A 13016-nucleotide genomic window follows, 5' to 3' on the forward strand; every position below is an offset into this window, starting at 1 on the left:
AGAAGCCGCCCCGGCGCGGCTACAAGCCCGCACGGCGCCCGGCGGGCGCTACCGGCGACGCCGGCGGCCCGGCCCGCTCACGCCGCGGAGTCCTCCTCTTCCTCGATGTCGTCCCCGCCTTCGCCGTGGTCCAGCGTCTGCTTGGCGGCCCTGAACCGGGCGCAACGCGCCTCCAGCTCCCGTTCGTCTTCCAGGATCCACTGTTCGATCATGGTCAACGAAGTGATCACAGGCCGCCCGGCGCGCGGGCCGACTTGACGCAGACTTTTCACCCCAGCAACTCGACCGTGCCCCGCTCGCCGTCCACCCTGATCCGGTCGCCGTCACGGAGCCGCATGGTCGCGTTGCCGGTGCCGACGACGGCGGGGATGCCCAGCTCGCGGGCCACGATGGAGGCGTGCGAGAGGGGCGCCCCCATGTCGGTCACGACGGCGGCGGCGCGCGGGAACATCGGGGTCCAGCCCACGTTCGTGAGCGTGGTGACGAGGATCTCGCCCGGCTTGAGCCGCTCGCCCTCCTCGGGCCCCGCGATCACCCGGGCGACGCCCTCCACCACGCCGGGGGCGCCGGGGAAGCCGGTGACGGTGTCGCTCACCGGCGCGGTGGCGCCGCGCGCGTCGTACAGGTCGGCCCGCCGGTCGGGGTCGGCGGCCCAGCGCACCGGGTCGAAGCGGCCGACGATCAGCGCCGGGTAGGGCGGCAGCGCGGCGTAGTGCTCGTAGGTGGCCCGCCGCACCGGCGCCTTCTCCAGCACCGACCGGTCGCCGCGCAGGAGCGCGAGCAGCTCGGGCAGGTGGAGGAAGAACACGTCGGCACCGGCCCCGGTCAGCTCCCCGGCCCGCACGGTGAACGCGCGCAGCACCCAGAACGCCCGGATGTTCTCCGATCGGGCGCTCTCCCGGTCGCGCACGACGGCGTTCCACCGCCGCACCCGCTCGCGCATCGCGGCCTCCTTGCCGGGGTAGCGCTGCGCGAAGCGCGCCCACGCCTCCTCCCTGGCCTTGGCCTGCCGCTCCAGCAGCTCCTCGGTGCCGGCCCGCAGGTCGCGCAGCCCGGCGAGCTGGGCGTCGATCCACGCCGGGTCCTCCCCCGGCCGGGCGATCGACACCTCGAACTCGTGCGGGCCGCGATGCCCGTACCGGCGGGCGAACTCCTCGCGGGTGATCTCGCCCCTGGCCAGCCTGGACAGGCCCATCACCGGCCCCATGCTGGCCAGCTCGCCGTCGGCGTTGACGCCGGTCAGCATCGCCTCGGCAGCCACCTCGCCCATCATCTTGCGCAGCCGGTCGCGGGTGAAGACGAGCGTGGCGCCCCCTGGCGGCCGGCGGCCTCCAGCATCTGGGAGGAGGTGACCAGGTGCGGCGCGATCTCCCGTTCCCACAGCTCGGCCAGCGCGGCGGGCGTCGCGGTCGCGGCGACGCGCTCGCGCAGCTCCTCGCACCGCCTTGGGGAGTCGGCCAGGAACGCGTGCATGTGCTTGAGGTGGCGGGCGACGCGGCGGCGCAGGCGGATCGCCATGGGGACCGCCTTCCTGATCAACTCCCACCGCGACACCGGCACCAGCGGCACCTCCAGGCCGGGCGGTATCTTGCCGAAGACCTGGTCGACCACGCCGAGCCGGCTCTTCATGCCCATCGCGGCGGCGATGGAGTGCAGGACGCTCAGGTTCATGTAGAAGCGCCCGCCGATGTTGCCCACCAGGTCGAGGCCGGGCAGCGTCGAGGCGGACATGGCCTCCTGGATGAAGATCCGCACGTACGACCACGTGATCGGGGTCATCACGTCGGGGATGGCCTCGCCCAGGTTGCCGCCGGTCCACAGGTAGTCGCCCTTGAGGCTGTCGTTCCACTCCTCCAGGCGCGGCTTGAGGCCGGTGATCGGGCGCGCCTGCACAATGGCGAACGTGCCCGCGCGCCTGGTCCACTCCACGTCCATCGGCGTGCCGTACAGGGCCTGGACGCGGGCGCCGAGCGCGGCCAGCTCCAGGGCCTGGGCGTCGTCGAGCACGGGTGCGGCGCGCAGCTCGGCGGGCACCGGCCGTTCCTCGGTGCCGCCGTCGACGCGCACGGTCATGACGGCCTTGTCGCCGGTGCGCGTCTCGATCACCTTGCCGCCGGACACCTTGATCGTGTCGGGGGTGACCTGGCCGCCGACGACCGACTCGCCGAGGCCCCACGAGGCGTTGATGACGGTCTGGTCGCGGTCGCCGGTCAGCGGATCGGCGGTGAACATGACGCCCGCCGCGTCGGCGTCGACCAGCTCCTGCACGACCACGGCCAGCGCGACGTCGTCGTGCGGCACGCCGTTCTGGTCGCGGTAGGCGATCGCGCGCGGGTTCCACAGCGAGGCCCAGCAGCGCCTGACGGCGTCGAGCAGGGCGTCGCCCCTGATGTTGAGGTAGGTGTCCTGCTGCCCGGCGAACGACATGTCGGGCAGGTCCTCGGCGGTGGCGGACGAGCGCACCGCCACGGGCACGTCGTCGCCGAGCGCCGCGTACGCCCGCAGGATCTCCTCCGCCAGGCCGGCCGGCAGCTCGCGGGCGGCGAACAGCGGCGGGATCCGGGCGGGATCCTCGGCGGCGGCGCGCAGGATCTCGTCGTGGCAGCCGGCCACGAACGCGCGATAGGCCCCGGTCGTGACGTGGAACCCGCCGGGCACGGGCAGCCCGGCCCTGGCCATCCTGGCCAGGGAGGCGCCCTTGCCGCCCACGGTCGCGAGGTCGGCCGCATTGTCGTCGAGAGGAAGTACGGCCCTCACTGCACACGCTCCTTAGAGCCCTAGGGAGGTCTCCAGCTTGCGCCGGGCGATCTCCACAGAGGCGTCGAGAAATTCGAGGGTGGCCCGCGCGGCCGCCTCGGCGTCGGCCGGAGGCAGCGGGCGGCCCGTGGCCAGGGTGCGCTCGATGGTGTCGGCGACCAGCTCCGCGACGCGCTCGTCGGACGGCCTGGTGTCGTCGGGCAGCGACTCCCGCAGGAACAGGAACCCGTAGACGATCGAGCCGACCGTGACCAGGTGGTCGCCGGGGTCGTCGCGGACGGCGCCGCGCTTGACCAGCTCGGCCACGTACGGCTCGAAGGCCGCCTCCGTCAGCGCCCAGCGCGTGCTGGTGCGCCTCTGGCGGGTCAGCTTGCCCAGCACCTGGGAGTCGCCCGTGAGCACCGCCTGGAGCAGCGGGCGCCGCAGCAGCGCCCGCGCGAACTCGCCGAACAGCTGGCTCAGCGTGGCCGGCGCCCGGTCGCGGACCTCGGTCATCATGAGCAGCCGCTCGCGGCGCAGCAACGCGGCGAAGATGTCGTCGCGCGTCTTCCAGTGCAGGTAGATCGTGCCCTTGGCGACGCCGGCGCGCTGGGCGATGTCGTCGATCGTGGTCTTGTCGTAGCCCCAGCGCAGCACCAGCTCGGCGACGGCGTCGAGGATGCGGTGCGCCCGCTCGATCTGGCGTGCCGGATCCCGTGGCGGCCGTCCTGCCCTGGCCATGCGTCTCACCCCATTTGTTTGACCCGATGAGATTATCTGGTCAATTTATTAACCGCAAGTTCACCCCGAAGAGGGTGAACCCGCTGTTTCAGGCGATCTTGGCCAGCAGCGTCTCGGCCTCCGGGGCGAACGCCGGATCGCCCGTCCCGGCGGCCGTCGCCAGCAACCGGCGGGCCAGCTCCAGGTCGCCGCGCTCGTACCGGATCTCGCCGAGCCTGAACGCGGCCTCGGCCACCAGCTCCGGCCGCTCCGTCAGCTCCAGCATCAGCTCGTAGTACCGCAGCGCCCCGTCGCGGTCGCCCAGCCAGTAGCACAGCTCGCCGAGATGCGCCGCCGCCATGCCCGACTCCGGGTCGCCCGCGTCGATCACGCGCTGGTACCAGGTGAGCGCCTCCGGGAAGTTCCTGTCCTGCTTGGCCAGCGCGCCCAGGTACATCGCGGCCAGCGCGCCGACGTGCCCCTCGCCCTCCTCGACCGCCCTGCGGTACCAGGCGCGCGCCCGCTCCGCGTCCTCCTCGTGGTACGTCTGCCCCAGCGCGATCATGGCCCGGGCCGCGAGATCGCCGTCGTCCGCCTCCAGCACCCGCAGGTACACCTGCCGGCCCTCCTCCACGTGACCGGCGCCCACGAGCGTCTGCGCGTACACGCTGAGCGTCGTCGGCTCGCCGCTCTCGGCCGCCGCCCGCAGCGTGCGCAGCGACGTCTCCGTGTCGCCCTGGCGCTCCTGCAGCATGCCCAGCAGGCCGCCGAACACGCCCGGCACCGGGCTGTCCGCGTCGCCCGCGCGCCGCTCCGCCAGGTCGTAGAACGCCTCGGCGTCACCCGCCGAGTCCAGCAGCTCCAGCAGCCTGCCGCCCGCGACGAAGCGCACGTCGGCGTCCTCGTGCTCGTTCAGCCGCTCGTACGTGGCCCGCGCCGCCGCCGTCTCCCCCAGCTCCGCCAGCCGCCCGGCCGCCTCGATCTCGGTGTACGGGTCGGACCCGGCCAGCTCGAAGTACCGCCGCACCGCGTCCGGGTCCGTGCACCGGGCGCCGAGGTCGCGCGCCTGGGCGGCGGCGTGCTCGCCCATCAGCCCCAGCACCTCCAGCGCCGGCCCGTGCTCGCCCCGGTCGCACAGCTCCTGCGCGATGCCGTGCAGGGCGTCCAGCGCGGTCCCGGCCATGCCGGTGCCGAGCGCGGCGGCGAACGACCGGGCCGCGGCCAGCGGCCGGCCGTCCTCGTACCGCCAGACGCCGAGCTGCACGCTCGCCTTCGCCGCCACCCACGCCACGCCCGAGCCCGCCGCCAGGTCCAGCTCCCGCTCGGCGCCCGCCGCGTCGCCCAGCTCGCGCAGGGCCGCCGCCAGATCCAGTCGCAGGGACGCCGACAGCTCGCGATGCCCGGCCTCGATCCCCTTGGCGTACATGCCGGCCGCCTCCCGCAGGTCACCCCGCGCGGCCAGGGCGCCGCCCCACGCCCAGTAGCCCACCGCCACGGTCTCCGGGTCGCCGCTGCCCACCGCGCGCTCCGCCTCCTCGATCGCGGCGGCGTGGTCCTTCTCGCCCAGCAGATGGACGAGGAGGCGGCGCAGGCATTCGAGGTCGCCCGCCGCGGCCGACTCGGCCAGCAGCCGCCGCGCCTCGGCGGCGTCGCCGCGCTCGGCGAGCAGGTCGGCGGCGAGCACGGCCGTCGTCGGCAGCCCGGCCCTGGCCGCCTCCACCGCCCCATCGAGGTCGCCGCGGCGGTGCCGGACCACCGCGATGTTGCGCCAGGCCGCGCCCGCCGTCGCCGGGTGGCCGATGGCGAGCAGGAAGCACAGCTCCGAGCGGCAGTTGTCGCCGTCCTCCGCCAGGCGCGCGCCGAGGTCGATCGCCGCCCCGGCGGCCGGCTCCGGGTCGCCCTCCTCGATGACCAGGCGGTAGAACTCGCTCGCCTTGGGGGCACCGGCCAGGATCTCGTCCAGCGCCCGCGCCCGCTCGTCCTGACCGAGGGCGGGCAGCAGGCGGCGCACCTCCCGCCCGTCCTCGTCGTGCAGCGCGAGCAGCAGCGCGGCCAGCGGCTCCGACCCCGTCCGGCCGGTCAGTGCCGCCAGCGCGCCCGGCCGGTCGCCCTCCGCCAGCAGCACCCACGGCAGCTCCTCGGGGGTGGCGCGGCCGAGCAGGTGGCGGGCCACGGCGGCGGCGTGCTCGTCGTCCTCCTGCGCGGCGGCCCGCTCCAGCGCGAAGTGGCCGGTCTCGGTGTCGCCGGCCGCCAGCAGGCAGCGGCCCGCCTCCAGCATGATCGCCGGCTCCCCGTCCGGGTCGAGCGCGGCGGCCCGCTCGTACGCCGCCCGCGCGCCCTCCAGGTCGCCGGTCTCGGCCAACAGGCTGCCGAGCAGGCACTCCGACGCCCCGGACACCTCACCCCGCGCCTCCCGCAGGACCGCCAGCGCGGCCTCGGAGTCCCCGTGCTCGCGCAACATCCGCGCCAGGTGCCACGCGCCCTCGCCGCCCGGAACCGCGCCCGCGCCGTCCGGCACCACATCCGGGCCGCCCGCGCGCTCGTGGGCGGCCGCGCGCCCGTCGGGGTCCGCCGCGCCGAAGGCCGCGGTCAGGCGCTCGGCGGCCTCTGTCACGCGGCCGCACGCCACCAGCGAGCCGGCCATCATCAGCGCCACCTTGTCGTCGGGGTCGGGCACCTGTTCCAGCGCCTGCACCGCCTGCGCGTGCTCGCCGAGCTCGCGCAGGATCTCGGCGGCCGAGCGCAGCGCCACCCCGTTCAGGTCGTCGTCCTCGCCCAGCGCCCCCAGGAACGCCTCGACCGCCCCGCGCCGGTCGCCCGCGTCGCCGCGCAGCGCGCCGAGCAGGCAGCCGGCCTGCTGGCGCTGGGCGGGATGGCCGGCGGCGGCCACCAGCGCGAGCGCCCCGTCGGCGGCCTCGACCACGCCGGTGTGCTGCCAGGCGTTCGCGCACTCGATGGCGAGCAGCCCGGCCATCGCCCGCGCCTCCCCCTCGGGGAACGCCCGCGCCGCCGCCTCGAAGTCGCGGTCGAGCACCAGCCGCCCGAACGCGCACAGCTCGTCGGTGCCCAGCTCGAACGCGGCCCGCGCCCCCGCGACGTCGTCCAGCCTGATCCGGTTGAACGCCAGCGGCAGCGCGGCCCGCTCCGGCTCCCCGTCGGCGATCACCCGTTCGTGCAGGCGGCAGGCGGCGAGCAGGTCGCCCTGCCGCTCGTACACGCCGGTCAGCCCGGCCGCCGCCTCGAACCGCAGCCCCCGGTGCCCGGCCGCGAACGCCGCCTCGTACGCGGCCCGCGCCTCCCCCGGGTCCTCCTCGGCGACCAGCTCGCCCAGCGCCCACCCCACCCAGGGGGCCAGCCCCGGATGACCGTCGGCCAGGGCGTCCCGCAGCAGCCCGGCCGCGCGGGCCCGGTCGGGCAGGACGTCCTTGCAGATCATCGCCGTGTACGACAGCGCCAGCGGGTCTCCGCTGCCCGCCGCCGACAGGAACATCTCGGAGACGTCGGACAGGTCGTACCCGATGGAGGCCAGCACCTGCGCGAACACGGCGGTGCCGATGGCGGACACGGCCGGGTCGGGGTGCCGCGCGGCCTCCTGGTAGCGGGCCAGCCCCTCCTCCCTGCCGAGCCGCTGGTGGTCGAGCATCGCGGCGAGCACGGGGTGCGGCTCGTCGCCGGGGGCGCGCAGCAGGTGCAGCAGGAACGCCGCGTTGAAGCCCTGGAGCACGTCGTCGCCCTCGGCCACGTACGACAGCAGCTCGTCGGCCTGCTCCCGGTCCCCTTCGCCCAGCTCCAGCTTGGCCAGCACGACCATGGCGCGCAGCGACTGGGCGGGCGCGCCGGAGTCGGCGGCCCTGCGCAGCAGGCGCCTGGCGGTGGCCAGCTCGCCGGCCCGCAGCGCCTCCATGCCGTCGTCGGTGTCCTGGAGCGCCTGCTCCTCGACGGGGTCGGCCAGGGGCTGCTGCCTGGCGGCGTGGTCGAGCAGGAGGGTGGCCTTGAACGCGGTGTCCTGATCGTCGTGGCCGGCGGCGGCCCGCAGCAGCTCGACGATCTCGGCACGGATCTCTGCGCTGGTCTCGGGGCTGGTCTCGGGGCTGGTCCCCGCACTGGTCCCCGCACTGGTCTCCGCGCCGGCCTCAGGGCTGGTCTCGGGGTGCTGGTCGAGCAGCAGGCCGAGCAGGGTGACGCAGGCGGAGGACCACGTGTCGTCGCCGGACTCCAGCACGGCGCGCGCCGACGCCAGCGCCTCGGCGGCCTCGCCGGCCTCGGCGTGCATCTGGGCGAGGCAGGCGTGGGCCTGGGCGGCGTACTCGCGGTGGCCGCTGGCGATCACGCGGTGGAAGATGGCCTTGGTCTCCTCGTCGTCGCCGAGCTGCGCGGTCACCTTGGCCAGCTCGACGAGCGAGGGCAGCCGGATGTCCGGCCTGGGGTCCTCGGCGGCCACCCGGTACGCGGCGGCGGACTCGGCGTACTCGCCCAGGTCCACCAGCACCGCGCCGAGCAGCTTGTGCGCCATGGCCCGGTGCTCGGGCGAGCCGACGGCGATGGCGTGCTCGCACGCCTCGCGGGCGGCGTCGAAGTCGCCCTCCTCGGCGTGGATCTGGTAGAGCCGGAACGCCGACAGCGCCACGATCTCCGGGTCGCCGCAGGTCAGCAGCGCGCGGTAGTCGTCCTCGTCCTCCGCCTCGGCATAGAGGTCGCGGGCGGAGGCCGGGTCCTGGTGGAACTCGGGCAGCTCCAGCCGGGCGGCCAGCTCGGCGACGGCGGGGCTGTGGCACCGACGGGCCCGCTCCAGCGACTCCTGCGCGCCCTGGGCGTCGCCGAGCTGGGTCAGCACCAGCACGAGCGCCGTGTCGGCGAGCGCGGCCACCTCGAAGTCGGCGCCGTCGGAGGCGATCATCAGCACCCGGTGCGCCGCCGCCCATTCCTCGGCGGTGACCAGCATCATCCCCATGGCGATGGCCGAGCGCTGCCCGAACACCGGGTCGCCCGACTGGATCACCGACCGGTGCGCCGCCTCGGCGCCCTCCAGGTCGCCCTGCTCGTGCAGCAGCCCGGCCAGCAGGTGGGAGGCCTCAGGGTCTCCCGTGGCCGCGATCTGCCTGAACAGCGCGGCGGCCCGGTCCAGGTCTCCCGCTTTCCAATGGTCCATGGCCGCGTCGAGCTGTTCGGACGCCATCGCTCACCCCAATGTCACTCAACAATGTGAAAAAGCTACAGATCTGCCACCCACGTGACAGCGCATTCCGAGATCTTGGGGGTCCGGCCGCCCGGAAGCGCCGGAGCGCCGTAGCGTAGAGGCCATGGGCAAGGCGTTCTGGATCGATCAGGAGTTCGACAGAGACCGTGACGGGCGCTATGCCGTACACGTGCGCAAGAACCTCGACGAGTTCGAGTGGGGCGACATCGCGCCCGTCCGGTTCGCCTGCACGGCGTGGGAGCTGGCCACGCCGCCGTCGCTGGCCCCCGGCTTCGTCCGGTGGGACCGGCGCATCCTGGAGGCGAGCTGCCACCGCAACACCTGGGACGGCACCCTCTACGCGCGGGTCAGGATCGTCTCCCCGCTGCCGGAGGAGCTGCGCCGCTCGCGCGCCTGGTGGCGCGACCGCGGCTGGCTGGGCTGGCAGGAGACCTTCGGCCAGTACGTCGAGCCGACCCAGCAGGACCTCGCCCGGCTGCCGTTCCTGCGGGCCTCGCTGCTCGTGGAGGCGCCGCTGCCGCTCGACGACCTGCCGCCCGAGCCGGAGGGGCCGCACATGGAGGTCGAGCAGAGCGCGCACCGCGCGGTGACCGTGCTGGCCCGCGAGCTGAACGCGCTGGTGTCACCCGTGCTCGACCAGCTCGGCGGCACAGCGGGCTAGAGGCGGGCTAGAAGCCCTTCGTCCCGTCGATCAGCTCGCGCAGGATGTCGAGGTGGCCGTTGTGGCGGGCGGTCTCCTCGGTCATGTGGCCGATGACCCACCTCAGCGTGAGGTGGTTGCCCTGGCTGTCGGTGCCCTTGGAACGCTCGTCCAGCGGGATGCCCGCGATGAGCTCGTCCACCTTGCGGCACTGCGCCTGGTAGTCCTCCAGGACCCGGGCCAGCGGGTCGCCCAGCGTCGCGGTGAAGTCGGCGTCGGGGTCCTCGTCCGTCCACGGGGCCCGGTCGGGACCGCCGAGGAACATCACCTCGAACCAGTAGTGCTCGTTCCAGCGCAGATGGCTCACCACGCCGGAGATCGTCATCAGCGGTGAGGTCGCCAGCGGCGCCCGCCTCGCGTCCTCGTCGCTCAAGCCTTCGCATTTCGCCACGACGGTGGCGCGCGCGTAGTCGTGGAAGGTGGTCAGCGTGCTGCGCTCGTCCCAGGAGGTGGGGGTGTCGGTTCTCCGCATCGGACCAGCATGCCTGATTCTCCTGTGGGTAGCAGGGGCCCATGAGGATGGCGTTCGTCGTGCTGATGCTGACTCTGACTACTGTCGGTTGCGCCGTGGACACGGCCTCGCCCGCGCGCGCGGCCGAGCGCTTCCACGCCGCGCTCGCCGCGCACCAGGAGGAGGCGGCGTGCGCGATGCTCGCCCGCAAGACCGCCGACAAGCTGCCCGACCCCGGCCAGAGCTGCGCCGACGCGCTGCGCGAGCTGCGGTTCGGACCGGGCGGCCAGGTCACGTCCGTGGCCGTGTGGGGCGAGGACGCCCAGGTACGGCTGGCCGGCGACACGCTCTTCCTGCACCGCTTCACCGACGGCTGGCGGATCAGGGCCGCGGGCTGCGAGCCGATGGGCGACCTGCCGTACGACTGTGAGGTGGACGACTGATGCGGGTGATGTTCACGCTGACCATGCTGGTGATCGTGGTCGGCCTGGCCTGGTTCTTCGCCATGGGGTGGTCGAAACTGTGAGGTGGCTCAAGGAGAACTCGCTGTCACTGGCCTTTCTGATCATGTTCCTGCTGGCGGTGGGCGGGCAGGCCGTGGCCGGGATGATGCAGTTCAACGACCAGCAGGCGGCCGAGGGCTCCGAGCCGGTCTCACTGCTGCAGTACGTGACCTCGTCGTCGTTCGCGGTGGACGTGGCGGAGAACTGGCAGTCGGAGTACCTGCAGTTCTTCCTGTTCATCGTGCTCACCGTCTGGCTCGTGCAGAAGGGCTCGCCCGAGTCGAAGGAGCTGGACAAGGCCGGGGCCGAGTCCGACGAGGACCAGCAGATCGGTCCCTATGCCGACGAGGACTCGCCCGCCTGGGCCAAGGTCAAGGGGATCAGGCTGTGGCTGTTCAGCAACTCGCTCGGGCTGGTGATGGGGGCGATCTTCCTGCTGTCGTGGCTGGCGCAGTCGGTGGCGGGGCAGGCGGCGTACAACGCGGAACGGCTCGGCGACCTGCGGGATCCGGTCTCGTGGGGCGCGTACGTCACCTCGCCCGAGTTCTGGAACCGCAGCCTGCAGAACTGGCAGTCGGAGCTGCTGGCGGTGCTGTCGATGGTGGTGCTGGCGATCTACCTGCGCCAGCGGGGCTCACCCGAGTCGAAGCCCGTCGGCGCGGCCCACTCGTCGACGGGGGTCGAGGGCTGAGTCGTCGGCAGCAGGTGGGACGGGCCGGCCCCGGTCGAGGACCGGCTCTCCGGTCGGCGGGAAGGGCCGGCCGGTGACGACCGCGACGACGCGGGTGCCGGGGGCGAAGGCGCCCCGGCCGGCGAGGTCGAGGATGCCGTGCAGCATCTTCGCCACGTAGATCCGCTCCACGCCGTGCCGGGCGGCGAAGGCGTCGAGTGCGGGGGTCGTCCTGGCGTACCCGCCGAAGTGGTGGTCGAGGTCGATCGACCAGTTGTCCCACGTCCGCCCGTACGCCTCCCGCTGCAGCCTGGCCACCTCCCCCTCCAGGAACCCGGCCCCCTTCAGCACCGCGAACCCGAGCGCCCGCTTCCCCGGGGGCAGCCCCGCGGAGATCCCGGCCAGCGTGCCGCCGGTGCCCACGGGGCAGCAGATGACGTCGTAGTCGTGCCCGATCTCGGCGGGCAGCTCCGCGCAGCCGCGCACGGCCGCCGCGTTGCTGCCGCCCTCGGGCAGGATCACCACGTCGCTCCCCCAGCGCGCCCGCAGCGACGCCTGCACCTCTTCGGTGTGCTTGCGCCGGTAGGTGGAGCGGTCGAGGTAGGTGAGGGTCATGCCGCAGGCCGCCGCGCGGGCGAGCGTGGGGTTGAGCGGCAGGTGCTCCTCGCCCCGGATCACGCCGATCGTCTCGATGCCGTGCCGCGCCCCGGCCTCGGCCACGGCCCTGATGAGGTTGGAGTGGGCGCCGCCGAACGCCAGCACCCGGCGGCCGGCCTGCTCGGGCCCCAGGTTGTACTTGAGCTTGCGCGGCTTGTTGTCGTCGTGCACCAGGAACACCCGGACCTGACCGAGCCGCGGGTCCAGGAGCTCGTCCATGGCGCTAGTCTACGGTCGGGCCTTTGTTGAGGAGTGTTTGGTTATGCGCGTTGTTGAAGCTTTTCGTGCCGCCTATGGCGCGTCCCCGCAGACCGTCTGGCGGGCTCCCGGCAGGGTCAACCTGATCGGCGAGCACACCGACTACAACGACGGCTTCGTCCTGCCGTTCGCGGTGCCGTGGGGCGTCACGGCGGCCCTGACGCCGCGCGACGACGACACGATCCGCCTCCTCTCCCTCCAGTCCGGCTCCGGCGAGCCGGTCACCATCCCCACGCACGCCGACGCCCAGGGCTGGACCCGCTACGTCGTCGGCGTCCTCGACATGCTCGGCGACAAGGTGCGCGGCGCCGACATCGCGATCGACGGCGACGTCCCGCAGGGCGCCGGCCTCAGCTCCAGCGCCGCGCTGGAGGTGGCCGTCGCCTCCGCGCTCAACGACGTGCACGCCCTCGGCATGACGCCGATGGAGCTGGCCCTGCTCAGCCAGAAGGCCGAGAACGACTTCGTCGGCATGCCCTGCGGCATCATGGACCAGGCCGCCTCCGCCCTCTGCGAGGAGGGCAAGGCGCTCTTCCTCGACTGCCGCTCCCTCGGCTCCCGTACGATCCCGCTCGACCTGGCCTCCCACGGCCTGAGCATGCTCATCATCGACACGCAGGTCCACCACGAGCACGCCGGCGGCGAGTACGCCAAGCGCCGCGCCGAGTGCGAGTCCGCGGCCCGCAAGCTCGGCGTCGCCGCGCTGCGCGACGTCACGGACCTGGCCGGCGCGCTCGCCCAGCTCCAGGGCGACGAGCGCAAGCGCGTGGAGCACATCGTGACGGAGAACCACCGCGTCGAAGCCCTCGTCGGCCTGCTGCGCGCGGGCGCCGTCACCGAGATCGGCGCCCTGCTCAACGCCTCCCACCTGTCGCTGCGCGACCTGTACGAGGTCTCCTCGCCCGAGCTCGACCTGGCCGTGGAGGCGAGCATCAGGGGCGGGGCCCGCGGCGCCCGCATGACCGGCGGCGGCTTCGGCGGCTCGGCGATCGCGCTGGTGCCGCTGGAGCGCCTGGAGAGCGTCAAGGAGTCGGTGTCGAACGCCTACGCCGAGCGCGGCTTCAAGGCCCCCCGCTTCCTGCCCGCCACCCCGGCCCAGGGCGCCCACCGCCTCGCCTGAGGAC

The 13016-nt window shown here is 73.8% G+C and carries 11 protein-coding genes; 4 read left to right on the top strand and 7 right to left on the bottom strand.

Annotation, left to right across the window (positions count from 1 at the left end; genetic code table 11):
* Positions 1 to 77: 77 nt before the first annotated feature.
* The 5 genes from KIS93_RS47035 to KIS93_RS47050 all read right to left on the bottom strand — a co-directional run bounded on the left by KIS93_RS47035 (position 78) and on the right by KIS93_RS47050 (position 8632).
* Positions 78 to 218, bottom strand: a complete 141-nt coding sequence (locus KIS93_RS47035; protein WP_155128346.1) for a hypothetical protein — start codon at positions 216 to 218, stop codon at positions 78 to 80.
* Between the two features lie 50 nt (positions 219 to 268).
* Positions 269 to 1261, bottom strand: coding sequence for a PEP-utilizing enzyme (locus KIS93_RS63905; protein WP_222107906.1), 993 nt, complete (start codon positions 1259 to 1261; stop codon positions 269 to 271).
* Positions 1262 to 1269: 8 nt separating this feature from the next.
* A complete protein-coding gene (locus tag KIS93_RS63910; protein ID WP_222107907.1) occupies positions 1270 to 2757 on the bottom strand; it encodes a PEP/pyruvate-binding domain-containing protein in 1488 nt (495 codons plus the stop codon).
* A gap of 12 nt (positions 2758 to 2769) precedes the next feature.
* Entirely contained in the window at positions 2770 to 3477 is a 708-nt protein-coding gene (locus KIS93_RS47045) for a TetR/AcrR family transcriptional regulator (protein ID WP_080041793.1), read from the bottom strand.
* An 88-nt stretch (positions 3478 to 3565) separates the two neighbouring features.
* A complete protein-coding gene (locus KIS93_RS47050; protein WP_080041794.1) occupies positions 3566 to 8632 on the bottom strand; it encodes a tetratricopeptide repeat protein in 5067 nt (1688 codons plus the stop codon).
* A gap of 124 nt (positions 8633 to 8756) precedes the next feature.
* On the opposite strand from KIS93_RS47050, the gene KIS93_RS47055 reads away from it, so the two are divergent.
* The gene (locus KIS93_RS47055; protein ID WP_080041795.1) at positions 8757 to 9314 is read left to right on the top strand and encodes a hypothetical protein; all 558 of its coding nucleotides are present in this window, start codon (positions 8757 to 8759) and stop codon (positions 9312 to 9314) included.
* 7 nt (positions 9315 to 9321) lie between these two features.
* Here the strand turns inward: KIS93_RS47055 and KIS93_RS47060 are convergent, their stop codons facing one another.
* Positions 9322 to 9825, bottom strand: a complete 504-nt coding sequence (locus tag KIS93_RS47060) for a DinB family protein (RefSeq protein WP_080041796.1) — start codon at positions 9823 to 9825, stop codon at positions 9322 to 9324.
* A 41-nt stretch (positions 9826 to 9866) separates the two neighbouring features.
* Between KIS93_RS47060 and KIS93_RS47065 the strand changes: the two genes are divergently transcribed.
* Positions 9867 to 10247 carry a hypothetical protein gene (locus tag KIS93_RS47065; protein WP_155128348.1) on the top strand — a complete coding sequence of 127 codons (381 nt, stop codon included), beginning with the start codon at positions 9867 to 9869 and terminating at the stop codon, positions 10245 to 10247.
* Positions 10248 to 10326: 79 nt separating this feature from the next.
* Positions 10327 to 10998: a DUF6766 family protein gene (locus KIS93_RS47070; protein WP_080041798.1), complete on the top strand. Its 672-nt coding sequence runs from the start codon at positions 10327 to 10329 to the stop codon at positions 10996 to 10998.
* Here the strand turns inward: KIS93_RS47070 and KIS93_RS47075 are convergent.
* Positions 10942 to 11853: a 1-aminocyclopropane-1-carboxylate deaminase/D-cysteine desulfhydrase gene (locus KIS93_RS47075; RefSeq protein ID WP_080041799.1), complete on the bottom strand. Its 912-nt coding sequence runs from the start codon at positions 11851 to 11853 to the stop codon at positions 10942 to 10944. The two genes, KIS93_RS47070 and KIS93_RS47075, sit on opposite strands and share 57 nt — an antisense overlap.
* A gap of 43 nt (positions 11854 to 11896) precedes the next feature.
* Here KIS93_RS47075 and galK point away from each other — a divergent pair, with 43 nt between their 5' ends.
* The gene (galK, locus tag KIS93_RS47080; RefSeq protein ID WP_080041800.1) at positions 11897 to 13012 is read left to right on the top strand and encodes a galactokinase; all 1116 of its coding nucleotides are present in this window, start codon (positions 11897 to 11899) and stop codon (positions 13010 to 13012) included.
* Positions 13013 to 13016 lie beyond the last annotated feature (4 nt).

This window comes from [Actinomadura] parvosata subsp. kistnae, assembly GCF_900323885.1.
GTDB lineage: Bacteria > Actinomycetota > Actinomycetes > Streptosporangiales > Streptosporangiaceae > Nonomuraea > Nonomuraea composti.

Coding starts and splice junctions, on each gene's coding strand:
- KIS93_RS47045 (WP_080041793.1), bottom strand. CDS start 3,477: ATGGCCAGGGCAGGACGGCCGCCACGGGATCCGGCACGCCAGATCGAG.
- KIS93_RS47050 (WP_080041794.1), bottom strand. CDS start 8,632: ATGGCGTCCGAACAGCTCGACGCGGCCATGGACCATTGGAAAGCGGGA.
- KIS93_RS47055 (WP_080041795.1), top strand. CDS start 8,757: ATGGGCAAGGCGTTCTGGATCGATCAGGAGTTCGACAGAGACCGTGAC.
- KIS93_RS47060 (WP_080041796.1), bottom strand. CDS start 9,825: ATGCGGAGAACCGACACCCCCACCTCCTGGGACGAGCGCAGCACGCTG.
- KIS93_RS47065 (WP_155128348.1), top strand. CDS start 9,867: ATGAGGATGGCGTTCGTCGTGCTGATGCTGACTCTGACTACTGTCGGT.
- KIS93_RS47075 (WP_080041799.1), bottom strand. CDS start 11,853: ATGGACGAGCTCCTGGACCCGCGGCTCGGTCAGGTCCGGGTGTTCCTG.
- galK (WP_080041800.1), top strand. CDS start 11,897: ATGCGCGTTGTTGAAGCTTTTCGTGCCGCCTATGGCGCGTCCCCGCAG.